This window comes from Kitasatospora phosalacinea, from assembly GCF_000716545.1.
Classification (GTDB): domain Bacteria; phylum Actinomycetota; class Actinomycetes; order Streptomycetales; family Streptomycetaceae; genus Kitasatospora; species Kitasatospora phosalacinea.
In genome coordinates, this window is record NZ_JNWZ01000077.1 from 1 (window position 1) to 23,181 (window position 23,181).

Annotated in this window: 23 protein-coding genes; 15 read left to right on the plus strand and 8 right to left on the minus strand. The window is 76.2% G+C overall.

The window, feature by feature from the left end; all coding sequences use genetic code 11:
- Together OO48_RS29025 and OO48_RS29030 are read right to left on the minus strand one after the other, a co-directional pair.
- On the minus strand, positions 1 to 444 hold a 444-nt coding region (locus OO48_RS29025; protein ID WP_051733055.1), incomplete at its 3' end, for a response regulator.
- Positions 441 to 1,718 (minus strand): sensor histidine kinase, encoded by a 1,278-nt coding sequence (locus tag OO48_RS29030; protein ID WP_081952462.1) that lies wholly within the window; start codon positions 1,716 to 1,718, stop codon positions 441 to 443. The genes OO48_RS29030 and OO48_RS29025, both read right to left, overlap by 4 nt.
- A gap of 263 nt (positions 1,719 to 1,981) precedes the next feature.
- On the opposite strand from OO48_RS29030, the gene OO48_RS29035 reads away from it, so the two are divergent.
- Together OO48_RS29035 and OO48_RS29040 are read left to right on the plus strand one after the other, a co-directional pair.
- Positions 1,982 to 4,177: an MMPL family transporter gene (locus OO48_RS29035; protein WP_033221628.1), complete on the plus strand. Its 2,196-nt coding sequence runs from the start codon at positions 1,982 to 1,984 to the stop codon at positions 4,175 to 4,177.
- Between the two features lie 263 nt (positions 4,178 to 4,440).
- On the plus strand, positions 4,441 to 4,947 hold the full coding sequence (locus OO48_RS29040; protein WP_033221630.1) for an FBP domain-containing protein: 507 nt from the start codon (positions 4,441 to 4,443) through the stop codon (positions 4,945 to 4,947).
- Between the two features lie 34 nt (positions 4,948 to 4,981).
- On the opposite strand, the gene OO48_RS29045 is transcribed toward OO48_RS29040, so the two are convergent.
- The gene (locus tag OO48_RS29045) at positions 4,982 to 5,551 is read right to left on the minus strand and encodes a TetR/AcrR family transcriptional regulator (RefSeq protein WP_033221632.1); all 570 of its coding nucleotides are present in this window, start codon (positions 5,549 to 5,551) and stop codon (positions 4,982 to 4,984) included.
- 211 nt (positions 5,552 to 5,762) lie between these two features.
- Between OO48_RS29045 and dacB the strand changes: the two genes are divergently transcribed.
- From dacB to OO48_RS29065, 4 genes are all read left to right on the plus strand, one after another.
- Positions 5,763 to 7,358, plus strand: coding sequence for a D-alanyl-D-alanine carboxypeptidase/D-alanyl-D-alanine endopeptidase (gene dacB, locus OO48_RS29050; RefSeq protein WP_051733057.1), 1,596 nt, complete (start codon positions 5,763 to 5,765; stop codon positions 7,356 to 7,358).
- 131 nt (positions 7,359 to 7,489) lie between these two features.
- Positions 7,490 to 8,107, plus strand: a complete 618-nt coding sequence (locus OO48_RS29055) for a TetR/AcrR family transcriptional regulator (protein WP_033221634.1) — start codon at positions 7,490 to 7,492, stop codon at positions 8,105 to 8,107.
- A complete protein-coding gene (locus OO48_RS29060; RefSeq protein ID WP_033221636.1) occupies positions 8,104 to 9,462 on the plus strand; it encodes an MFS transporter in 1,359 nt (452 codons plus the stop codon). Before OO48_RS29055 ends, OO48_RS29060 begins: the two co-directional genes overlap by 4 nt.
- Positions 9,459 to 10,925: a pyridoxal phosphate-dependent decarboxylase family protein gene (locus OO48_RS29065; protein ID WP_033221638.1), complete on the plus strand. Its 1,467-nt coding sequence runs from the start codon at positions 9,459 to 9,461 to the stop codon at positions 10,923 to 10,925. Before OO48_RS29060 ends, OO48_RS29065 begins: the two co-directional genes overlap by 4 nt.
- 19 nt (positions 10,926 to 10,944) lie before the next feature.
- On the opposite strand, the gene OO48_RS29070 is transcribed toward OO48_RS29065, so the two are convergent.
- Positions 10,945 to 11,610 (minus strand): TetR/AcrR family transcriptional regulator C-terminal domain-containing protein, encoded by a 666-nt coding sequence (locus tag OO48_RS29070; protein WP_051733059.1) that lies wholly within the window; start codon positions 11,608 to 11,610, stop codon positions 10,945 to 10,947.
- Positions 11,611 to 11,736: 126 nt separating this feature from the next.
- On the opposite strand from OO48_RS29070, the gene OO48_RS29075 reads away from it, so the two are divergent.
- The 6 genes from OO48_RS29075 (at position 11,737) to OO48_RS29100 (ending at position 17,953) form a co-directional block, all read left to right on the plus strand.
- On the plus strand, positions 11,737 to 13,284 hold the full coding sequence (locus tag OO48_RS29075) for an MFS transporter (RefSeq protein ID WP_033221641.1): 1,548 nt from the start codon (positions 11,737 to 11,739) through the stop codon (positions 13,282 to 13,284).
- 201 nt (positions 13,285 to 13,485) lie between these two features.
- A complete protein-coding gene (locus tag OO48_RS38635) occupies positions 13,486 to 13,809 on the plus strand; it encodes a WXG100 family type VII secretion target (protein WP_157845564.1) in 324 nt (107 codons plus the stop codon).
- A gap of 2 nt (positions 13,810 to 13,811) precedes the next feature.
- A complete protein-coding gene (locus tag OO48_RS29085; RefSeq protein WP_051733062.1) occupies positions 13,812 to 15,575 on the plus strand; it encodes an alpha/beta hydrolase in 1,764 nt (587 codons plus the stop codon).
- The gene (locus OO48_RS29090; protein WP_033221644.1) at positions 15,572 to 16,069 is read left to right on the plus strand and encodes a hypothetical protein; all 498 of its coding nucleotides are present in this window, start codon (positions 15,572 to 15,574) and stop codon (positions 16,067 to 16,069) included. Before OO48_RS29085 ends, OO48_RS29090 begins: the two co-directional genes overlap by 4 nt.
- 94 nt (positions 16,070 to 16,163) lie before the next feature.
- Complete coding sequence (locus tag OO48_RS29095) at positions 16,164 to 16,736, plus strand: hypothetical protein (protein ID WP_157845565.1); 573 nt, start codon at positions 16,164 to 16,166, stop codon at positions 16,734 to 16,736.
- A 302-nt stretch (positions 16,737 to 17,038) separates the two neighbouring features.
- Complete coding sequence (locus OO48_RS29100; protein ID WP_033221646.1) at positions 17,039 to 17,953, plus strand: ABC transporter substrate-binding protein; 915 nt, start codon at positions 17,039 to 17,041, stop codon at positions 17,951 to 17,953.
- A 76-nt stretch (positions 17,954 to 18,029) separates the two neighbouring features.
- Here the strand turns inward: OO48_RS29100 and OO48_RS29105 are convergent, their stop codons facing one another.
- Complete coding sequence (locus OO48_RS29105; protein WP_157845566.1) at positions 18,030 to 19,268, minus strand: PP2C family protein-serine/threonine phosphatase; 1,239 nt, start codon at positions 19,266 to 19,268, stop codon at positions 18,030 to 18,032.
- 144 nt (positions 19,269 to 19,412) lie between these two features.
- Entirely contained in the window at positions 19,413 to 19,547 is a 135-nt protein-coding gene (locus OO48_RS40830) for a hypothetical protein (RefSeq protein WP_280842441.1), read from the minus strand.
- Here OO48_RS40830 and OO48_RS29110 point away from each other — a divergent pair.
- Positions 19,546 to 19,905: an arsenate reductase family protein gene (locus tag OO48_RS29110; protein ID WP_033221648.1), complete on the plus strand. Its 360-nt coding sequence runs from the start codon at positions 19,546 to 19,548 to the stop codon at positions 19,903 to 19,905. The two genes, OO48_RS40830 and OO48_RS29110, sit on opposite strands and share 2 nt — an antisense overlap.
- A 30-nt stretch (positions 19,906 to 19,935) precedes the next feature.
- On the opposite strand, the gene OO48_RS29115 is transcribed toward OO48_RS29110, so the two are convergent.
- Positions 19,936 to 20,427, minus strand: coding sequence for a hypothetical protein (locus OO48_RS29115; protein ID WP_033221650.1), 492 nt, complete (start codon positions 20,425 to 20,427; stop codon positions 19,936 to 19,938).
- Between the two features lie 342 nt (positions 20,428 to 20,769).
- Here OO48_RS29115 and OO48_RS29120 point away from each other — a divergent pair, with 342 nt between their 5' ends.
- On the plus strand, positions 20,770 to 21,732 hold the full coding sequence (locus OO48_RS29120) for a DUF1152 domain-containing protein (protein WP_033221685.1): 963 nt from the start codon (positions 20,770 to 20,772) through the stop codon (positions 21,730 to 21,732).
- A 41-nt stretch (positions 21,733 to 21,773) separates the two neighbouring features.
- Here OO48_RS29120 and OO48_RS29125 read toward each other — a convergent pair whose 3' ends face one another.
- Entirely contained in the window at positions 21,774 to 22,418 is a 645-nt protein-coding gene (locus OO48_RS29125) for an MBL fold metallo-hydrolase (protein ID WP_033221654.1), read from the minus strand.
- Between the two features lie 94 nt (positions 22,419 to 22,512).
- On the opposite strand from OO48_RS29125, the gene OO48_RS29130 reads away from it, so the two are divergent.
- Complete coding sequence (locus tag OO48_RS29130) at positions 22,513 to 23,070, plus strand: MarR family winged helix-turn-helix transcriptional regulator (RefSeq protein ID WP_081952466.1); 558 nt, start codon at positions 22,513 to 22,515, stop codon at positions 23,068 to 23,070.
- The last annotated feature ends 111 nt before the right edge of the window (positions 23,071 to 23,181 follow it).

The window sequence follows — 23,181 nt, forward strand, 5'->3', positions numbered from 1 at the left end:
GGCGGGGGCGGGGGCAGGGGCGCGGACGTAGGTGGAGATCAGCCGGGTGAGCAGGCGCGGGGCGACCACCGCCTCGCCGGTGCGGACGGTGCGGATCGCGGCGGCGAGCTCCTCCGGGGAGACGTCCTTGGGGAGGAAGCCGCAGGCGCCGGCCCGGAGCGCGGCGACCACGTACTCGTCGAGGTCGAAGGTGCTGAGCGCGAGGACCCGGCAGTCGGGGAGGGTCCGGGCGAGTTCGCGGGTCGCGTCGACGCCGTCGAGGACGGGCATCCGGATGTCCATCACCACCACGTCGGGGTGCAGCCGGTGGGCGAGTTCGACCGCGGCGGCGCCGTTCTCGGCCTCGCCGACCACCTCGAAGGCCGGGTCGGGCGAGAGGATGAGACAGAGACCGCGGCGCACCAGCGGCTGGTCGTCGGCGACCAGGATGCGGATCGGGGTCATCGACGGGCCTCTGCGGGGAGCACGGCGGATTCGGCTGCGAGGGTCGGGAGTTCGGCTGGCCGGGAGGTGAATTCGGCGGCGGTTCGCGGGAGTTCGTCGGGCGGGCCGACGGATTCGTCGGCGGGCAGCGGCAGTTCGGCGTGGACGACGAAGCCGCCGTCGGGGTGGGGGGTGGCGGTGAGGGTGCCGCCGTGCAGGGCGGCGCGTTCGTGCATGCCGATCAGGCCGTGGCCGCCGCGTTCGGTCGGGGGGTGGGCGGTGGCGGGGCCGGAGCCGTGGTCGCGGACGTGGACGGTGAGCACGTCCGGGTGGTAGGTCAGGCGGACGGCGGCGCGGGTCGGGCCGCCGTGCTTGCGGGTGTTGGTCAGGGCTTCCTGGACGATCCGGAACACCGTGAGGCCGAGGGCGGGCGGCAGCGGGCGGGGCTCGCCGCGCACGGTGAGGTCGGCGGGCAGGCCGGCCCGGCGGGACTCCTCCAGCAGGCGGGGGAGGTCGTCGGTGCCGGGCTGCGGGGCGGGCGGGACGGCGTCCGGTTCGTCACCGGCCCGTAGGACGTCGAGGAGTTGGCGCATCTCGCGCAGGGCGAGGCGCCCGGAGGACTCCAGGGTGACCAGGGCGTCCCGGACCACCTCGGGGTCGGCGAGGTTGGCGCGGGCGCCGCCGGCCATCAGCTGCATGGTGGTGATGTGGTGGGCGACGATGTCGTGCAGCTCCCGGGCGATCCGGCGGCGCTCCTCGGCCACCGCACGGTCGGCGAGCAGCTGCCGGTTGGCCGTCACCTCGCGCTGCCAGCGGGCGACCGCGAGAGCGGCGGCGGCGACCAGCAGCGCGGAGCACGGGGCGGACACCGCCACGTCCCAGGCCGGCGTCCGGAAGTGGCTCTGGCCGAGGACGGTGGTCACCGCGGTGGCCAGCGCGGCCGCGGCGGCCGTAGCGGGGCCGCCGACCCGGGCCACCGAGTACAGCGCGACCGTCAGGACCACCCCGAAGTGCGGCGTCCCGGGGCCGAACAGGTCGGCGGCGGCGCTCAGCACCAGCACTGCGGCGAGCGCCGGCACCGGGCGGCTGCGCCGGGCCAGCAGCGGCAGGGCGGCCAGCAGCGCGAGCAGGAACCCGGGCAGGCCCGGCCCCCGTTCGCCGTCCAGCGCGCCGAACAGCAGGTTGCCGACCGCGTCGAGCACGCCCGCGGCCACGGCCACCAGGGCGTCGGTGTGGGTCCAGAGCGCGCCGTCCGTCCCCGTCGCGGTGCCCGAGCGGTGCTGCCGCCGTCCCATGTCCGTCCCCCTGTCCCGCTTCGGGCCGCGCCGCCGCTGACCAGCCCCGACGGCCTCATTCTGGCACCGGCCCGGCGGGGCGGGCGTCGGCTCCCGGGGCGAGCGGGCCTGGGAGCCAGGTCCCGGGTGCGGGGGCGGCGGGGGCCCGCGGGCCCCGGTGCGGATCGTCCGGCGTCCGGACGCCTCGGGGGCACCCGGGCTGATGGTCTGTACCGGGGCGGCGACCGCCGTCCGAGCAGCAGCCGCACAGACGGAGGGCGACCTTGATCCGCGCACTGACCGGATTCTCCACCAGACACGCCTGGAAGGTGATCGCCGTCTGGGCGGTCCTCGGGGTCGCGCTGGCCGGGGTGGCGCCGGTGCTGTTCGCCCGGGTCACCGGCAGCAGCACCGCGGACTTCCTGCCCGCGCGCTACGACTCGGCGGCGGCGCTGCACGTCGCCGAGGAGCACTTCGGGCTGCGGCCCGACGCCACCACCGTCACGGTGCTGGTGGCCCGCGCCGACGGCGGGGCGCTCACGGACGCCGACCGGCGGCGGATCGACTCCGAGGCGGCCGAACTCGGCCGGCAGCGGGTGGTGATGCCGCGCAAGGGCGACGAGCCGGCCTTCCTGGTGACCGACCGCTCGCAGACGCCGAAGGTGGCGCCCGCGATGGTCGCCCCCGACGGCTCCTTCGAGCTGGTGGCCGTCGAGCTGTCCGGCAACACCGCCGACGAGGGCGTGCAGGACGTCTACCGGACGTTCCGGGACTCCGCCCGGGAGCGGTTCGCCGCGGCCGGGATGCGCACCGGCTTCACCGGCGGCGTGGCGGAGGCCGCGGACGGCACCGACGCGAACCGGACGGCGACCACCGTCGGCGGCGTCCTGGTGATCGGGCTGATCGTGCTGCTCAACGTGCTGGTGTTCCGCAGCGTGCTGGCCGCCGTGCTGCCGCTGCTCGCGGTGGCGCTGATCGGCGGGGCGGCGGGCGGCGCGGTGGCGGGCCTGGCCGAGCTCACCGGCCTGCGGCTGGACGCCTCGACCCCGGGGCTGATCTCGGTGGTGCTGCTCGGCATCGGCGTCGACTACCTGCTGTTCCTGCTGTTCCGGTACCGCGAGGTGCTGCGGGCCCGCCCGGACGCGTCGGCCCGCCGGGTCGCCGCCGAGGTGTCCGGCCGGGTCGGCACGGCGATCACCTCGGCCGCGCTGACCATCGTCGCCGCGTTCGCCACCCTGGGCGTGGCCGGCTTCGGCCAGTTCCGCTCGCTCGGCCCGGCGATCGCCGTCGCCGTGCTGGTGATGCTGCTGGGCAGCCTGACCCTGATGCCCGCGCTGCTCGCCGCCTGCGGGCGGGGCGTGTTCTGGCCCTCGCGCGCGCTGCGGCGGGAGCCCCGCCCGGGCGTCTCCGCCCGGCTCGGCGAGCTGGTGGCCCGCCGGCCCGCGGCCGCGCTGCTGGCCTCCGTCGCGCTGCTCGGCGCGCTGGCCGCGGGCCTGGTCGGGATGCGGATGGACTACGGCCTCGGCGGCTCCTCCGGGACGCCCGCGGCCGCCACCGCCGCCGAGATCTCCCGTTCGCTCCCGGCCGGGGTGTCCGACCCGGCCACCGTGTACGCCACCGCCGGCGGGGGCGGCCCCGTCGACCCGGCCGCCTTCGCCGGGCTGGCCCGGGCGCTCGGCGAGGTCGCGGGCGTCGGGAAGGTCGCCGACCCGGTGGGCAGCCCGGACGGCCGGGCCGTCCGGATCGACGTCTACCCCGTCGCCGACCCGCAGAGCGCGCAGGCCCGGGCCCTGGTGTCCGGCCCGCTGCGGGCCGCCGTCGCCGCCCACTCCCCCGCCGGGACGAGCGCCCACGTCGGCGGCACGGCGGCGGTGTACGCGGACGTGGCGGACGCGGTCGACCGCGACCTGCTGGTGGTGTTCCCGGTCGCGGCGGGGCTGATCGCGCTGATCCTGCTGCTGCTCCTGCGCAGCCTGCTCGCCCCGGTGGCGCTGCTGCTCTCGGTCGGGCTGGGGTTCGCCGCGACGCTGGGCAGTGCCGCCCTGGTGTTCCAGCACCTGCTGGACCGGCCCGGGGTGGCCTTCACCCTGCCGCTGGTGCTGTTCCTGTTCGTGGTGGCGCTCGGCACCGACTACAACATCCTGATCACCGACCGGATCCGCGAGGAGATGCGCCGCCCCGGCCCGGCCCGGGCCGCCGTGGCCCGCGCCGTCCGGCACACCGCGCCCGCCGTCGCCACCGCCGGGCTGGTGCTGGGCGGCTCGTTCGCCACCCTGGCCACCACGCCGGGCAGCGAGCAGATCGCCTTCGCGCTGACGCTCGGGATCCTGCTCTCCGCGCTGCTGCTGTCGCTGGTGGTGGTTCCGGCGGTGGCCGCGCTGCTCGGCCGCGCGCTGTGGTGGCCGCTGCGGCCGGCGGTGACCGGCTCGGCGGCGCAGGACCGGGCGGCGCCGCTGCCGGAACGGATCCCCGCGCCCTGAGGGCCGCCGGGCCGTACGGCCGTGCCGCCCGCGACCGGGCCCGGAACGCATCGCGCGGTCCGGGCCCGGTTCGGTTCGGCCGGTTCGGCCGGTTCGGCCGGTTCGACCGGTTCGGCCGGTTCGACCGGGGCGGATCGGGGCGGGCTCGGGCGGGTGCTTCGGGAGCGGGGCCGGTGGGGAATCGGCTTGGCGGGGCCGTGAGCCTAGGATACCTTGGCATGAGCCTAGAGCTCCTAGGCTCACGGACGGAGGCGAGCGGAACCATGAAGGCGTTGACCGAACCGGCGATCCGGGCATCGTTCGTCAACTGCACCAAGGGCGAGGCGAATCGGCTGGCGCTGCCCCGGCACCTGGCCGAACTGCCCTGGGAGGAGCTGGACTTCCTCGGCTGGCGGGATCCCGGAGCGCCCGACCGGGGCTACCTGGTGGCCGAGCACGGGGAGCGGCTGGTCGGCGTCGCGCTGCGGCGGGCGCAGCGGGCCGGGGCGGGGGCGCGGCAGGGGGCGATGTGCTCGATCTGCCTGACGGCGCACGCGGCGTCCGGGGTGGCGCTGCTGACGGCGCGGAAGGCGGGGCGGGCCTCCGGCGGGGAGTACGCCTCGGCGGGCGAGTACTTCTGCGGCGACCTGGCCTGCTCGCTGTACGTGCGGGGGCGCAAGCGGGCCCCGGCGGGCGGGGTGCGGATGCGGGAGAGCCTGAGCGCCGAGGAGAAGGCCGCCCGGGCCAGGGCGAACCTGGCGGCGTTCCTGGCCCGGGTGCTGGAGCCGTGAGCGGCAGGGCGGCCCGGGCCTCCGGCGGGTCCCTTCAGGAGGGCCAGGCGCCCAGGAGGTGGTGGAGGCCGGTGACGATGCGGTGCCAGGAGTCGGCGGCCGCGCGGGGGTGGTGGAAGCCGCCGGCCGCCTCGATGCTGACGAAGCCGTGGAAGGTGCTGCGCAGGAGGCGGGCGGCATCGGTGAGGGCGGGTTCTTCCAGGCGGTAGTGGCGCATCACCGCGTAGGTGAGTTCGACGCTCCGGGCGAGGACCTCGGTGTCGGCGAAGTCGGCCGGGTCGAGCGGGAGCTGGGTGGCGGCGTAGCGGCCGGGGTGGGCCAGCGCGTAGTCGCGGTAGGCGTCGGCGAAGGCGGTGAGGGCCCGGGCGCCGGAGCGGCCGGCGATGGCGGCGGCGAGGGCCCGGTTCATCTCGTCGGAGGCCAGCAGGGCGACCCGGGTGCGGATCTCCCGCAGGTTCTTGACGTGCGAGTAGAAGCTGGCGTCCTTGACGCCGAACTGCCGGGCCAGGGCGGAGACGGTGACCTTCTCGATGCCGACCCGGTCGGCGAGTTCGGCGGCGGCGCGGGTGATGCGTTCGACCGTCAGCCCTGCGTGCGCAGCCATGTCCCTCGTCCCGTGCGTGGCCCTCCGTGCGGGTTCCGAGTTTATCGGGGCCGGGGTGCGACCTTTCGCGGCGGTGGCGCGTGGATCAGGGTGCCGGGCGGCTCCGGGGCTCGGCCGGGAGATCGGCTGATACCCCGTCAAATGGTAATGTTCATGGCAAACGGGGGCGTGGGTGACGTGCGCCCCCACCGATCCGCACCCTGGAGCCCCCTTGCCCGGACGCCCCTCCCGCCACCGCGCGTACCGCCGCGGCCTGCCGTTCGCGGCCGCGGCCCTGGCCGCCTCCCTGCTCGCCGGTTCGGCGCAAGCCGACGGCCCGGCGCCGGTCGACGCCGCGCTGACCGCCGACCTCGACGCGCTGCTGTCCGACGCCCGGCTGGCCAACGCCCAGACCGGCATCGAGGTGCTGGACGCCGCCACCGGGCAGGTGCTGTACGCCCGGCAGCCGCAGGCGCTGCTCACCCCCGCGTCCACCCTGAAGACGGTGACCTCGGCCGCGGCGCTCGACCTGCTCGGGGCGGACTACCGGTTCACCACCGAGGTGCGCACCTCCGGCAAGCGGTACGGCGGCACGGTCGTCGGCGACCTGGTGCTGCGCGGCGGCGGCGACCCGACCCTGCTGGCCGCGGACCTCGACGACCTGGCCGCGCGGGTCGCCGCGTCCGGGATCACCACCGTCACCGGCCGGGTGCTGGCCGACGGCAGCCGGTACGACACGACGCCGCTCGGACCGGGCTGGGCCTGGGACGACGAGCCGTACTCGTACAGCCCGCAGATATCCGGGCTCACCGTCGCCAACGACCCCGAGTACCTGATGGACACCGTGCGGGTGACGATCGCACCGGGCGCGGCCGGGGAGGCCGCGAAGGTCACCCTGGACCCGGCCGAGGCGCCGATGACGTTCTCCGGGAAGGTCACCACCGGGGCGGCGGGCAGCGGCACCACCGCCGACGCCGAACGGCGGCGCGGCGAGAACGAGTTGGTGCTGTCGGGGAGCATCGCGGCGGGGTCCGCGCCGGTGACCTCGTGGGTGACGGTCGAGGACCCGTCGGTGTACGCGGGCAAGGTGTTCGCGGGCGCGCTGGCCCGGCACGGCGTGAGCGTGGTGCGGGGCGTGCAGGCGGCGGGCGGGACGGAGGACTCGCAGCCGCTGGTGTCGCGCCAGTCGCAGCCGCTCGCCCAGCTGATCGTCCCGATGCTCAAGATCAGCAACAACGGCATGGCCGAGCACCTGACCAAGGAGATCGGCAAGGTCAAGGGCGGCCGCGGCGACTGGGCGACCGGCGTCGCCCAGGTCCAGGGCTTCCTGAAGGCCAACGGGCTGGGCACCCCCGCCGGGCGGCAGGTGGACGGCTCCGGGCTGTCCCGCTACGACCTGATCACCCCGGCCAAGATGGCCGGCCTGCTCGAACTCGCCCAGGACAAGCCCTGGTTCGGCGCCTGGTACGACGCGCTGCCGGTGGCCGGCAACCCGGCCCGGATGGTCGGCGGCACGCTGGCCGCCCGGATGCGCGGCACCGCGGCGGAGAACAACGTGCACGCCAAGAGCGGTTCGATGGGCGGCGTCGACAACCTGGTCGGCTACGCCACCGCGCCGGACGGCCGCCGGCTGGTCTTCGCCGTGCTGATCAACGACTACGCGGGCACCAGCCCCCGCCCGGTGCTGGACGCGATCGCCGTCCGCCTCGCCACCGGCCCCGCCGCCACCGCCGGCACCCAGCAGAGGGCCAGGTCGCTGACCGTCCCCGCGCAGGACGGCTACTCCGGCACCCGCTGGGAGGACTGCGAGGCCGTCTCGCACTGCTGACCCCTCCCCCGCACGGCCCCCGTCGCGTCGCGCGGCGGGGGCCGTCGGCTTCCGCGAACGCCGCGGATTTCACGGAGCCGTCATCAATCAAACGGTTGATTGACGGGGGTGGCGCGCGTACGCTCCCCGCCATGACCGAGGCACCACCTCCGGACGCACCGCCGAGCCAGGCCGACCTGAGCCGGGACCGGATCGTCGCGGCGGCCACCGCGCTGTTCGCCGAGCACGGCTACGACGGCACCACCACCCGGACGATCGCCGCCGCCGCCGGGCTGAACGTGGCCACCGTCGCGTACCACGTGGGCGGCAAGGCCGACCTGTACCGCGAGGTGATGCGGCGGGCGCACGAGGCCGAGCGGGCGGCGGTGGACGCGGCGCTGCGCGGGTTCGGGGCGCGGGCGGCGGCGGACCCGGCGCGGGCCGCGGTCGCCTTCGCCGACCGGTACCTGGACTTCTGCCTGGAGCAGCCGCACGTCCCCGCGCTGTGGATGCGCCGCTGGCTGGCGGACGCCGCCGAGTTCGCCGGGCTGGAGGAGGAGTACGCCCGGCCGCTGCTGGAGTCGGTGCGCGACCAGCTGGCCCGGGCGCTGCCCGGGGTGTCGCCGGAGCGGGCCGAGCTGGCGGTGTGGACGGTGCTGTGGACGGTGCACGGCTTCTGCCGGTCGATGATCCGCGCCCAGGTGCCGCGGTTCCGGGCGCACCTGCACGGGCTGGTGCTGCGCGAGCTGGGGATCGGGGACGCCCGGTGAGCGGCGCGGGCATAGGCCGGCGGCAGCTCGCCGGGTACGCGATCGGCTCGGTCGGGACGGGCATCCACTCGACCGTCCCCGGCCTGCTGCTGCTGTACTTCATGACCGACGCGCTGGGCGTGCCCGCCGGGGTCGCGGGCCTGGTCGTGGCGCTGCCCAAGGCGTGGGACGCGCTGTTCAACCCGACCGTCGGCGCCGCCAGCGACCGGGAGGCGCTGCGCACCGGCCGCCGCACCCGGATCCTGCTGGCCGGGGCGCTGGCGCTGCCGGTGGCGTTCGCCGCGATGTTCCTGTCCCCGCTGACCGGCTCCGGCGCCGCGGCCTGGGTCGCGGTCACCTTCGTGCTGGCCTCCAGCGCCTTCGCGCTGTTCCAGGTCCCGTACGTGGCGCTGCCCGCCGAGATGTCGGACCGGCCCGAGGTGCGCACCCGGATCACGGTGTGGCGGATCGTCTGCCTGACCGTCGGCATCCTGGTCGCGGGCGGGCTCGCCCCGGCCGTGGTGTCGCTGGCCGGGGACGGGCGGCGCGGGTACGCGGTGATGGGCGCGGTGGTCGCCGTCCTGCTGCTGGCGACGCTGCTGGTGCCCGCGCTGGGCTCGCGCCGGGTGCCGGCCCGGCCGGGGCCGGAGCCGCTCGGGCTGCGGGCGGCGCTGCGCACCGCGCGCGGCAACCGGGCGTTCTTCGCGCTGCTGGGCGCGTTCGTGCTGCAGGCCGCCGCGGTGGCGATCATGCTGGCGGCCGCGCCGTACGCCGCCGCGTACTGGCTGGGCGGGTACGGGCTGACCTCGGTGCTGTTCGTCTGCCTGGTCGCGCCCAGCGCCGTCGCGGTGCCGCTGTGGGGGCGGGCCGCGGCCCGGTGGGGGCGGCTGCGCTGCCTGGGCGCGGCGACCGTGCTGTTCGTCCTGGCCTCCGCCGCGCTGTGGCCGGCCGCCGGGACGGGGACGGTGCGCGTCGGCGCGGTGCTGGCGCTGTGCGCGGTGCTGGGCGTGGCGTACGCGGCGCTCCAGGTGCTGCCGCTGTCGCTGCTGCCGGACACCGTGCACGCGGACGCGGCGCGCACCGGGCGGCTGCAGTCCGGGGCGTTCACCGGGCTGTGGACGGCGGGCGAGACGGCCGGGCTGGCCGCCGGGCCCGGCCTGTTCTCGCTGGCGCTGGCCGCCGCCGGGTTCGCCTCCTCCACCACCGACCACCCCGTCGCGCAGACCCCCGCCGCCCGGGCGGGCGTCCTGCTCGGCTTCAGCCTGGTGCCGGCCCTGCTGATGCTGGCCTCGCTGCCCGCCCTGCGCGCGTACGGGCGCCGCCGCGAGGCCGCCCCCGCCGTCGTCCCCGACCCGCTCGTTGGAGAACCATCGTGACCGACCGTCAGACCGCGCTCCCGGACGCCGGGCGCCCCGCCGAGGAGCTGCTCGCCGAGCTGCGCGCGCTCACCGCCGCCGACCTGCCCACCCGCGGCGGCCGCACCACCGCGTACACCTACGACGCCGGGCGGCCCGAGGTGCGGGCCGCCGCGGAGGGCGCCTACCTGGCCATGCTGGAGGTCAACGGGCTGGACCCGACGGCCTTCCCCAGCATCGTCGCGCTGGAGCGGCGGGTGGTCGGCGCGGTCGCCGCCCGGCTCGGCGGGGACGGGGCCACGCCCGGCATCTTCACCAGCGGCGGCACCGAGTCGATCCTGCTGGCGGTCAAGGCCGCCCGGGACGCCGGGCCCGGGGTCGCCGAGCCGGAGATCGTGGTGCCCGCGACGGCGCACGCCGCGTTCTTCAAGGCCGGGAAGTACCTGAAGGTGAAGGTCGTCGCGGTGCCGGTCGACCCGGAGACCTTCCGGGCGGTGCCGGCGGCGATGGCGGCGGCCTGCACCGAGCGGACGGTGCTGGTGGTCGCCTCCGCGCCCTCGTACGCGCACGGGGTGGTCGACCCGGTCGCGGAGATCGCCGCGGCGGCGGCCGGACGCGGCCTGCCCTGCCACGTGGACGCCTGCGTGGGCGGCTGGCTGCTGCCCTGGCTCGCCGAGGCCGGTGCCGAGGTGCCCGCGTTCGACCTGTCGGTGCCCGGCGTGACCTCGCTCTCCTGCGACCTGCACAAGTTCGGGTACGCGCCGAAGGGGGCGTCGGTGCTGCTCTTCCGCGACCAGGCGATGCGGCTGGCCGCGTACTTCGCCTGCGCGCAGTGGCCCGGCTACCCGGTGGTCAACTCCACCGTCCAGAGCAGCAAGGGCGCCGGTCCGCTGGCCGGCGCCTGGGCCACCCTGCAGGCCCTCGGGGCGGACGGCTACCGGGAGTTGGGGCGTGCGGCGCTGGCCGCGACCCGGCGGCTGATCGAGGGCGTCGGGGCGATCGACGGGCTGCGGGTGCTCGGCTCGCCGGACGCCTCCCTGGTCGCGATCGGCACCGAGGGCGAAGACCCGGTGGACCTCTGGGAGTTGGCCGACGAGTCGCGCGCCCGCGGCTTCTTCCTGCAGCCCCAGCTGAGCGTCGACGGCCTGCCCGCCAGCCTGCACGTCACGCTCACCGGCGTCAGCGGGGACGGCGTGGACGCGCTGCTGGCCGCCCTGCGCGAGAGCACCGCCGCGGTCCGGGCCCGCGGCCCGGTCGCGCCGCCCGCCGAAATCCTGTCCCTGCTCGACGGGTTGGACTTCGCCGCCCTGGACGACGCGACCTTCGCCGCCCTCCTCCCCGCCACCGGCCTCGACCTCTCCCCCGGGGCCGCCACCCGGATGGCCGGCGTCAACCGCCTGCTGGACGCGCTGCCCCCGCACCTGCGCGACCAGCTCGCGACGCGGTTCCTGTCGGCGCTCTACTCCCCCCACCTGGAGGGGTGAAGGGCCTCCGGGGGCTCCCTCACCGCTGTCGGAGCAGGGCCGCGAGGCCGTCGGCGAGGCGCTGGAGGCCGAACTCGAAGCGGGAGTCCATGTCCGGGTCGGTGAGGTCGTCGGCGAGGGCGACCAGGTTGGGGTGGGTCTCGGCGGGCAGGGCGCGGAAGACGTCGCCCGCCGCGCGGGCGGCCTGGCCGCGGCTGGCGCCGGCGGCCTCGGCGGCGGAGAGCGGGGACTGCTCCTGCAGCACGAAGCCCTGGACGTAGGCGGAGAGCAGGTAGGCGGCCATCGCGGCGTCGGCGTCGGCGAAGCCGGCGGCGCGCAGGCGGTCGAGCTGGTCCTCCAGGACGGCCAGGACGTGCGGGCCGGTGGTGAGCCGTCCGGCGACGACCTTGGCGGCGTCGCGCCTGGCGAGCAGCAGGGCGCGGTAGCGGCGGCCGTACTCGAGGTACTGCTCGCGCCAACCGCCGGTGCGGGGCGGGAGTTCGGCGTCGGCGACGAGCGCGTCGCCGAGCAGGTCGAGGAGTTCCTCCTTGTTGCGGACGTGCCAGTAGAGCGAGGCGGCCTGCACGCCGGCCTCGGCGGCGACCTTGCGCATGGAGAGGCCGGCGAGGCCCTCGCGTTCGAGGACGACCAGCGCGGCGGCGGCGATGCCCTCGCGGGTGAGGGTGCGCGCGGGGGTCTGGGCCACGGGTGCTCCTGGGGGCGGCGGAGTGGGTTCGCGCTTGCAATCTAACACCGTTAGGGCAATGCTGGGCGCGCGATCGCACCCCCTAACGCCGTTAGGGGGCTATTCGGCACGCCCGCAGGGGGAACGGTGGACACCAGGAACGACCGGCACAGGTGGCAGGCGCTCGCCACGCTCTGCGTCACGATGTTCATGGCGATGCTGGACAACGTCATCGTCAACATCGCGCTCCCCCGGATCGGCCGGGACCTGGACGCGGGCATCAGCGGCCTGCAGTGGGTCGCCGAGGGCTACAGCCTGGTGTACGCGGCGCTGCTGCTGACCGGCGGCACGCTCGGCGACCGGTACGGCCGCACCCGGGTGTACCGGCTCGGGCTGGCGCTGTTCACCCTGGGCTCGGCGGCGGCCGCGCTCGCGGGCGGCACCGGCGCGCTGGTCGCGGCCCGGATGCTGCAGGGCGTGGGCGCGGCGCTGCTGACGCCGGGCAGCCTGGCGATCCTGCGGCACGTGTTCACCGACGAGAAGGAGCGGGCCCGGGCGATCGGCCTGTGGTCGGGCGTCTCGGCGCTGGGCCTGTCGGTGGGGCCGGTGGTCGGCGGCCCGATGGTGGACGCGTTCGGCTGGGCCAGCGTGTTCTGGATCAACGTCCCGGTCGGGGCGGTCGCCCTGGTGCTGGCGCACCGCGTCCTGCCATCCGTCGCGCCGCGCGGGCGGCGGGTGGACGTGCCGGGCCTGGTGCTGTCCTCGGCCGGGCTGGGCGCGCTGGTGTACGGCCTGATCGAGGGCCCGGGCCGGGGCTGGACGGACGCCCGGGTGTCGGCCTGCGGGGCGGCCGCGGCGGTGCTGCTGGCGCTCTTCGCGGTGGTCGAACTGCGGTCCGCCGAACCGATGCTGGAGCTGCGGCTGTTCCGCGACCGGGTGTCGGCGGGGGCGCTGCTGAGCGGGCTGATGGTGAGCTTCGGGATGTTCGGCGCGCTGTTCTTCCTGCCGCTGATGCTCCAGGGCGTGATGCGCTGGGCGCCGACCGACGCCGGGTACGCGGGGCTGCCGCTGAGCGGCGTGATCGTGTTCGCGGCCCCGCTGTCGGGCCGGCTGACGTCCCGTCACGGGCCCCGCCTCCCGCTGGTGCTGGGCATCTCGCTGTGCGCGGCCGGCCTCGGCGGGCTGTCGCTGCACTCGGGGCAGGCGCACTACTGGTCGTACGCCTGGACGCTGGTGCTGCTCGGCTTCGGCATGGGCCTGACCTTCACCCCGGTGTCGATCGCGGTGCTCCAGCGGGTCGCCCCGGAGCGCGCCGGCACGGCCTCCGCCACCGTCAACACGCTGCGCGAACTCGGCGGCGTGCTGGGCATCGCCGTCCTCGGCGCCGTCCTGACCGGGCGGCTCACGGGCGCGCTGACCGAGACCCTGCGGCGGCGGGGCCTGCCCGTCGACGGCGTGCCGCACGCGGTCTCCGCCCTCACCGGCCGATCCGGTGCCGACGCCGCCCCCGCCCCGGCGCCCGTCCTGGCCGCCGTCGACGCCTCGTTCGTCGACGCCCTGCACCTGGCGCTGCGCTGCGGCTGCGCCGCCCTGGCCGTCACCGCCGTCGCGGTCGCCCTGCTGCTGCGCCCCGCCGCGCCCGCGCCCGCTCCCGCGAGCGGGGCACCGGCCCGCGCGACGGCCGGGGCGGCCTGACGGCGCGTCGGGACGCCGGATCGGGTGAAGCGGGCGACGGGAACCCGCGTCATCCGTTCCGGTAAAGGAACTGCCAAGGGCGGGCAAGCGTCCTGCCGGGAAAGGGGGTGCGGATGTGGTGAACGACGGCGGTTCCGGCCGGTGCGTTCGCTAGCATGGCGCGCTCAAGTGGTCGGACGGACACCGGCGGTGGGGGATGGCGTGCTGAGTGCGGAACCAGGCGGCAGCGGCGGCGGGTTCCAGGTGGAACCGGACGAGTTGGACGGGGCGGGGCAGACCGCGGGCGGCGTCGCCGAGCAGGTGCCCGGCGGGACGTCGCGGGTGCTGGGCGCCTCCGACGACGCCGAGGCGGGGCTGCGCGGCTGGACCACCGGCAGCGAACTCGACGCCTGCACCGACCAGTGGAAGCGGCTGCTGGACGAGCTCTCCACCGAGATGGACCACCAGGGCGACAACCTGCGGCGCACCGCGGCGAACTACCGCCGTGCCGAGCAGGACGCCGCCGCCGGCCTGACGGGGCGGTGAGCATGGACGTCCCCACGCTCCGCGACGCGGACCCGAACCGGCTGTTCACCGCCGCCGACGCGTACGCCGCGCTGGCCACCGAGTTCTCCGGCCACGCCGACACCTGGCGCGGCGGCGTCGACGGCCGGGTGAGCGCCTCCGGCTGGACCGGGACCGCCGCGGACAGCGCCAAGCGGTCGCTGTCCCGCACCACCGGCAAGCTCACCGCCGCGCACCTGGAACTGGCCCGGATCGCCCCCGTCCTGCGGGAGGGCGCCGAGGCGTTCCTGCTGGCCCGCGCCAAGCTCCGGGCCGCGCTCGCCGACGCCGACGCGCACGGCTTCACCGTCGCCGACGACGGCGGCGTCTCCTGGCCGCCGCCGAGCGCCGCCGAACGCCACGACCCGGACGCGCCGGACCGCTCCCGGCAGGGCACCGACCTGCGCGACCGGATCGCCGACGCGCTCTCCGAGGCCGCGCACGCCGACCAGGTCACCGCGCAGCGCCTGCGCCAGTACACCGAGGACGCCCGCACCGGCGCCGGACTCGACCCGGCCACCGCCGCGCTGCGGCTCAACAGCGCCGTCCTGGACGCGGTCAACCCGTTCGGCGGCCCCGAGGACCTGGTGCGGGCCGGCATGCCCGGCCAGGACGCCCCGCCGACCGAGGTCAACGCCTGGTGGAAGGCGCTCCCGCCGGACGAGCAGCAGCGCCTGATCCGGGCGTACCCCCAGGAGCTCGGCAACCGCGACGGCATGCCGACGCCCGCCCGCGACCAGGCCAACCGGATCAACCTGGACCGGCTGGTCGCCGACCTGTCCTCCCGCCAGGACCTCTCCGACTGGGACCGCAAGAAGCTGGAGGGCTTCCGGGCGATCCAGGGCCGGCTGCGCGACGAGGAGGGCAAGCAGCCCCCCGCCTACCTGATGGTGATCGGCGACCAGGGCCAGGGCCGGGCCGCCATCGCCTACGGCAACCCGGACACCGCGGACGACGTGGTGGCGTACGTGCCCGGCCTGAACACCGAGGTCAAGAACATGGGCGGCGGCGACGCCAACCGGGCCCGCGACCTGTGGCAGGCCGCGCACGACACCGACCCGAGCCGCTCCACCGCCTCGATCGCCTGGCTGGGCTACGACACCCCGCAGATGAAGGGCATCGGCCCCGACATGTTCGCGGTGGCCGACGACGAGCGGGCCAAGCAGGGCGGCGAGGCGTACCAGGGCTTCCTGCGGGGCCTGCGCGCCTCGCACGAGGGGCAGCCCGCGCACCTGACCGCGCTGGGCCACTCGTACGGCTCGTTCACCGTCGGGCAGGCCGCGCAGCGCCCCGGCGGCATACCGGCGGACGACGTCATCCTGGTCGGCTCGCCCGGCACCGGCGCGCAGCAGGCCTCGCAGCTGGGCGTCGGCGCGGACCACGTGTGGGTCGGCGCGGCCCAGAACGACCCGGTCTCACACCTGCCCAGCCACGACGAGGCCGCCGGCGTCGGCATCGGCGCGGGCATCGGCGGCGTGCTGGCCGGGCCGCTGGGCGCGGTGGCCGGCGGGTTCCTCGGCGACAAGATCGCCGGCGGCGGCGACCCGAACGAGCTGTGGTTCGGCCAGGACCCGGCCAGCCGCGAGTTCGGGGCGCACCGCTTCGACGTCGCGGACGGGCCGCTGGGCTTCGACTCGCACTCCGACTACTGGAACCAGGGCGACGGCCGGGACGGGCACTCGCTGCGCAACATGGGCTTGATCGTCTCCGGCCACGGCGACCGGGTGTCCGGACAGGAGTACCGATGAACGACGACCTGGCGCCCGACCTGCTCGCGGCCCGGTCCGCGCTGGACGAGCTGCTGGACTCCGCCCCCGCCGCGCTCACCCCCCCGGCGGTCTGGGCGGACGGCCCGTACGTCGCGGTCGCGCACGAGCACGCGTTCACCCGGGAGCCGGACGGCACCGCGCACCTGGAGAAGCGGCGCTACCTGCTGACCCGGGTGGCCGAACACCGCTACCCCGAACTGCTGGCCCAGCTCGGGCGGGCCTGGCGGGAGCGCGGCTGGGCGGTGGAGGGCGAGGACGACCCGGTGCTGCCCGTGCTGCGGGCGAAGTCCCCGCAGGGGACGGCCGAGTTCCGGATCGGCTTCGCGGGCAACGGCACGCTGCTGGCCCGCGTGGACGGGCTCTCCGCGCCCGGCACCTCGTACCCGTTCGGCGGTGCCAGCACGGTGCCGATCGGGCCGGACGGGGTGATGGACACCGTGCCCCGGCGGCAGGACCCGTTCTGGTCGGTCTAGGCCCGCGCCGGGGCTCGTCCGGCGGACGAGAAGGTCGCCCGGACCGGTACTAGGGTCCGGAAGGAACGGGACGGCCGTGCGGAGAGGAACGCGGATGAGGCTGCGAATAGCGGGCGTCGTGGCGGTGCTGGTGCTGGGGCTCGGCGCGGCGGGCTGCGGCTCGTCCGGGGGCGGCGGCGCGGCCGACCGGCGGGTGGTCGCGCTGGACACCGCCCGGGCCCGGCTGCAGCAGCTGGTGGACGGCACCACCGGGGCGCTCACCCCCGCGGTGCGGTACGCCGACGACGCGTTCCGGGCCGTGCCGCACGAGAACGCCGCCCGCGACGACGACGGCACCGCCCAGCTGACCCTGCGCCGGTACGTGCTGACCGAGATCGCCGCCGCCAACCGGCCCCGGCTGCTGGAGCAGGTCCGGGCGTACTGGACGGGCCTCGGTTACACCGTGCACGAGGCGGACTCCCCCGACGAGGCCTCCGCCGCCGCCCCTGACGGCACCGGCGTGACGGTCACCATCGGCGTGCCGGGCAACGTCACGGTGGTGGCCGACGCCTGGGTGGCGGACCCGGGCAGCACCGAGCCGTTCGGCCCGGCCCCCAGCCCGCTGCCGACCGGCGCGGACGGCGGCCCCGCCACCATGCCGACCTTCCGCGACCCGGGCTGGTCCTGACCCCCGCCACCCGCCCCTCCCGGCAATTCGACCGCCGCGTAGCGGACATAACGCGCCGTCAGGACAGATCCGGGTCGACCGGACCGATCGGGCGCCGGAGCCCGTCCGACGGAGGGTGAGGGGCGGGTGGCGTTAGGCTGTCGTGACCATGCTGGCTATAGTCGGGACGATCTAGCCGGAACGGCGGCCGGCCGAGGGTCTTCCTCGGTACCGCCATGCCGCGTTCCGTCGGCGTGCCGCCGTGCCGTCCGTCGCCCCTGGGCTCGTCCTGTTCCGCTTCGTCCACGGGGAAGAGACGGGCCATGGTTCAGTTGACCGGGCGGGGGCGCGCCGCGCTCGCCGCCGTCGTAGGCGGGGCGTTGCTGGCGAGCGGCTGCGGCGTCATCGGCAGCGGGGACTCCGCGCACCAGCAGGTGGACCTGCGCTCGCTCCTGCCGGAGCGGGTGCGCAAGGCGGGGGTGCTGACGGTCGGCGCCTCGTTCACCGCCGCGCCGGTGGTGTACCGCAACAGCCGCAACGAGCCGGACGGGCTGGACCCGCACCTGGCGGAGAAGCTCGGCGGACTGCTGGGCATCAGGCTGGAGTTCCAGGACGCCGGGGCGTTCGCGAACGTGCTGCCCGGCCTGCTGGAGGGCAAGTACGACGTCGCGATGTCCGGGATCACCGACACCCGGGAGCGCGAGCAGGGCATCGGCAAGGACGGCACGCAGGTCAACCCGGGCGTGGACTTCGTGGACTACTTCATGGCGGGCATCGGCATCGCCGTCGACAAGGGCAACCCGAAGCACATCACCAGCGTCGAGGAGCTGTGCGGGCACGCCGTCACCGTCAAGAAGGGCACCACCCACGACGACCTGGTGCTGCGCCAGCAGCCGGTCTGCGCGCGCGACGGGCACCCGCTGACCGTGATGGAGACGGACAGCGACAACGCCGCGATCGAGAACCTCAAGGGCGCGGCGGACGCCTTCATCACCGACTACCCGAAGGCCGCGTACGCGGCGCAGACCGTCAGCAACGGCGCGGCCTTCGAGATGGGCGGGCCGCAGCTGCAGCCCCGGCCGTTCGGCATCGCGCTGCGCAAGGACGACCAGCAGCTGCGCGACGCGCTGATGCGGGCGATGAACCGGCTGATCACCGACGGCACCTACGACCAGGTGCTGACCGATCACCAGATGACCGCCGGCGCGATCCAGAACTCGGTCACCAACGGCGCGTAGCGCCGGTCGGCCCGGGCCCGTGCGGGGGCCCGGCGGAGCGGCTGGGCGGGCGGGGCCGGCGGATCCGGCGGCCGGCTCAGGCGGTGGCGAAGGCCAGTACCGCCACGTCGTCGGTCAGGGAGCCGGCGTGGCGGCGGACGTCCCGGTCGAGGAAGGCGACGACGGCGTCCGGGCCGGTGGCGGGCAGGGTCGCGAGGCGGGCGGCGAGCGGGTAGAACGCGCCGGTGCGGTCGCGGGCCTCGGTGAGCCCGTCGGTGTGCAGCAGCAGGGTGCGGCCGGGCGGCAGCGGGACGGTGGCGGGCGGTCCGGCGGGGCCGGCGAGGTGGCCCAGGCCCAGCGGGAGGTCCTCGGGGCAGGCGGCGGTGCCGACGCTGCCCGGGGCGAGCAGCAGCGGGGCGAGGTGGCCCCGGTTGACCAGGTCGATCCGGTCCGCGCCGGGGCGGTGCTGGACCAGCACCGCGGTGACGAACAGCTCGCGGTCGCCGTCCCGCTCGGCGGTGCGGCGCACGTGCCGGTCCAGCTTGTCGGCGAGTTCGCCCAGTTCGGCGGTCTCGTGGGCGGCGACCCGGAACGCGCCGATCACGTCCGCGACGGTGCGGACGGCGTCCAGGCCCTTGCCGCGGACGTCGCCCAGCAGGATCCGGGTGCCGTACCTGGTCTCGCACACCTCGTACAGGTCGCCGCCGATGCCGACGTCCGCCTCCGCGGGGTGGTAGAGGCCGGCGGCGCGCAGGCCCCCGGCGCGGGCGGGGACGGGGCGCAGCACGGTGTGCTGGAGGGTGTCGGCGACGGCCCGCATCCGGACCAGGTCGCGGGCCTGCCGGCGGCGCTGCACGGCGAGTCCGGCGCCCATCGCGCCGGCCAGCGCGGTGGCCAGGTACGTCCACAGGTGGTGCTGCTCGGTGAGGTGGCCGGCCCGCAGCGCGAGCAGGGCCTGTAGGCCGACGGTGACGGCGGTGGAGCCGGCCACCAGCCCGGGGCCGCCGCTGAAGGCGACCACCACGGGGACCACGGTGAGCAGGAAGCCCGCCGCGACGGAGCTGGGGATGGACCACTCCATCAGCAGGTCGGCGACCAGCAGCAGCACCGGCAGCAGCCGCACCCAGGTGGGGGTGCGCAGCGCAGCCGCCATCGCGGCCTCCCAGCGGGCCCCCGCGGCCCCGCCCGCGCCCGTCGGCCCGGCGGGCGCGGGCGTCGCGGGCTCCGGCGTCGCGGACTCGGGCGTCGCGGGCGTCGCGGGCGTCGCGGACTCGGGCGCGGCCCCGGGCCTGGGTACGGGACGGTGCTGGTCGGCGGCGGCGGGCGGCGCTGCCATGCTGGCCTCCTCGACGGCCGGGACGGGTACTGCTCTCCTCACCATCGTCGCGTGCCGGCCGGGCCGGTCACCGCCAGCCAAGGTCCCGACGGTTCGGGACCTTCGGCCCGTTCCGGCCGGACGGGGGGCGGGCCGTGAGCCGCGTCACCGTCCGGGCGGGGCGCCCGCCGGCCCCGGCGGTTCGTCGACGATGTCCACGGCCTCGCACACGGCGCCCGCCCCGGATCCGGCGGCCGCTCCCGCCCGGCGGGCGGGCGGCTGGGTACGCTGGTCGGCCATGGAGATCTGGATCAACCCGCAGTGCAGCAAGTGCCGCACCGCCCTGGGCGAACTCGACGCGGCCGGCGTGGAGTACACCGTCCGCCGCTACCTGGACGACCCGCCCACCGCCGCCGAACTCACCGAGGTGCTGGGCCGGTTGGGCCTCGAACCGTGGGACGTGGCCCGGCTGGACGAGGCGGTGGCCAAGGAGCTGGGCCTGCGCTCCTGGGGCCGCGAGGAGGCCGACCGGGCCCGCTGGGTGGAGGCGATGGCCGCGCACCCCGAGCTGATCCAGCGGCCGATCATCACCGCGGACGACGGCTACACCGTCATCGGGCGCACGCCGGACGCGCTGAAGGACGTCATCGCGCACTGACCCGCCCCGGCCGCCCGGCCCGGTCCGGCCCTACGCGGCCCGCCAGGCGGCCGGCGTGCCCGAGGCGTCCGGCGCGGTGTCCTCGCCGAGCCCGGCGAGGACGGCCCGGCAGACGCGCCGCAGTTCCTCGTCCCGGTCGATCCGGCTGAACAGGCCGCCGCGTCCGGGCCGCGCCGGCCAGGCCCGCAGCAGCGGGACGGCGGAGCGGGCGGCCGGGGCGACGGCGGGGCCCATCCGCTCCAGGCAGGGCAGGACGACGCGGTCGGTGCGGACGTTCGCCTCCCAGGCCGGGAGCAGGACGTCCAGCACCGCCGGTGCTTCGCCCTCGCCGCCGACCGCCCAGAGCGCGGCCGCGTAGTGCACGGCCGTCCAGCCCAGGCCCACCGCGTGCTCCCGCAGGCGCGGCAGGGCGGCGGCGGCCGCGGGGCCGATCGCCCCGAGCAGGTCCGCGACGTCGTCGAGGTCGTGGGCGCGGAACGGTCCGCCGTCCTCGTCCAGCCCGGGCAGCAGCAGCGGCAGCACCTCGTCCGGGTCGGCCGCGACCGCCCCGGCGCGGTGGTGTCCCGCGCCAGCTCGAACAGGAACGGCAGGGCCGCGGCCGTGCACCGGTACACGTCGCCCTGGTGGTGCACGGCGCCGTAGAACCTGCTCAGCGCGCGGCCGCGCGTCTCCTCCTCGGCGGAGGCGATCCGGCGCAGCAGGTCGGGCACCTCCTCGGCGCTGCCGTAGGCGTGGTGCATCGCCGACCAGTCGATCTCGTCAAGTCCCTCGAACATGCCGGGCACTCTGCCCACCGCCACTGACGGCCGGGGCGAGCCCCGGGAGTTCCGGCGCCCCGTCCGGGCCGGCTGCTACATTCCGCCGGTGACGAGTCTCCTGCAGCCCCCGCTGCTCACCCGACTGCTGGGCGCGGAACGGATCCTGGTCGCCGGCGCGGGCGGCGGGTTCGACGTGTACGCGGGCCTGCCGATCGCGCTCGCGCTGCGGGCCGCCGGGCGCGAAGTGCACTTCGCCAACTCCTCGTTCAGCAGTCTGCACGGCCTGGGCCTGGACGTCTGGGAGGCCCCCGAGCTGGCCCGGATCACCCCGGACGTCCGGTCCGCCGACCGGTACTTCCCCGAACGCTCACTGGCCCGCTGGCTGCGCGACCACCAACTGCCGGACACTGTCTGGGCGTTCCCGCCGACCGGGGTGCAGCCGCTGCGGGCCGCCTACCGGGCGCTGGTCGACCTGCTCGGGATCGACGCGATCCTGCTGGTGGACGGCGGCACCGACATCCTGCTGCGCGGCGACGAGGCCGGACTCGGCACCCCCGAGGAGGACATGGCCTCGCTGGCGGCGGTCGCCGGGCTCGCGGACGTGCCGCAGCGCCTGGTCGCCTCGCTCGGGTTCGGCATCGACGCCTACCACGGCGTCAACCACGCCCTGGTGCTGGAGAACCTGGCCGCGCTGCACCGCGACGGCGGCTACCTCGGCGCCTTCTCCGTCCCCGCCGACTCCCCCGAAGCCGCCCTCTACCTGGACGCCGTGGCCCGCGCCCGCGACGAGTGCCCCGAACACCCGAGCATCGTGCAGGGCTCGATCGCCGCCGCGCTGCGCGGCGAGTTCGGCGACGTCCGCTTCACCGAACGCACCGGCGACAGCACGCTGTTCATCAACCCGCTGATGACCCTGTACTTCGGCGTCACGGTCGAAGCCCTGGCCGCCCGCAACCTCTACCTGGACCGGCTGGAGCACACCGTGCTGCTCGGGCAGGTCGCCTCCGCCATCGGCCGCTTCCAGGACTCGCTGCCCCGGCAGCGCCCGCCCCGGGCCTTCCCGCACTGAGGCCGCCCGACCGTGCCGGGCGGGGGTCGCCCGGCGCGCCCCTAGACCTCGATGCTGTCGCCGGGCGGCACGATCTCCAGTTGGACCTCGGTGAGCATGCCGGGGCCGAGCAGGCGGGCCATGGACTGCTGCCCGATCTCGCTGAGCATCGCCTCGTGGATCTGCACCAGCCGCCCGGGGGCGACCGCCCGGACGTAGTCGGCGGCCTCGCCGGTCTTGGTCCACGGGCCGGCGGCGGGCAGCAGCAGCGTGCCGACCGGGGCCTCGGGCACGTGGTAGGCGTCGCCCGGGTGGTAGACCCGCCCGTCGACCAGGTAGCCGAGGTTGGCGACGCGCGGAATGTCGCGGTGGATGGCGGCGTGCAGGTCGCCGTGGACGGTGACGTCGAAGCCGGCGGCGGTGAACTCGTCCCCCGCGGCGACGGCCGTCACCTGGCCGCGCCGGGCCGTCGTCCACCGCTCGACCACGGCGGCGGGGCCGTAGACCCGCAGCTCGGGGCGGGTCTCCAGGGCCGCGCCGATCAGTTCCTCGTCGAAGTGGTCGAAGTGCTCGTGGGTGATCAGCACCACCGCCGCACCGGCCACCGCCTGCGCGGCGTCGGGCGTGAAGGCGCCGGGGTCGACGACCATCCGGGTGCCGTCCTTGGTGAACGTCACGCAGGCGTGGGCGTGCTTGGTCAGCCGCATCGGGAGTCCTTTCGGCGGATCCGCGAAGATGTACAGGTTTGCCTGTGCAGTGTGGACTGTACAGGCAAGGCTGTGCAACTGGTAACGTGACCGCATGGCACCCCCCACCTCAACCCCCGCTCCGACCGACGCGCCCCGACCCGAGCAGCCGGGCGCCGGGCGGCCCGCGACGGAGCAGCTCGCGGCCGAGCGACTCGCGGCCGAACTGCGGACGGCGATCAGCGGCCTGGTCCGGGCCGGTCGGCCGCACGACCGGCTCGCCCCCATCCCGGCGACGGTGCTGGATCTGCTCGACCGGCAGGGCCCGATGACCACCGCGGAGCTGGCGGCGAGCCGTGGCGTGCGGCACCAGACCATGGCCGCCACGGTCAAGGAGCTCACCGAGGCCGGCCACCTGACCGCCGGGCCGCACCCGGACGACGCCCGCAAGAAGGTGCTGACCCTGACCCCGCGCGGCCGGAACGCGATCGAGGCCGACCGGCGGCAGCGGGTGGGCCTGCTCGCCCGGGCGCTCACCGCGAGCCTGGACGAGTCCGAGCAGCTCCTGCTGGCCCGGGCCCTCCCCCTGCTGGACCGGATCGCGACCGAGCTGGGCGGGGCGGACGGCGCGGATCCGGCGGGCGACCGAGGGCCGATCAGCGGGGCCTGGTGAGCCGGGGGAAGCGCCGACAGGCCCGGCAGGCCCGGCGACCGATACTTCCGTTTCACTGACAACAGAATCCTCGTATCAACGATCCAAGACTCTGTTATCGTTGATAACGCA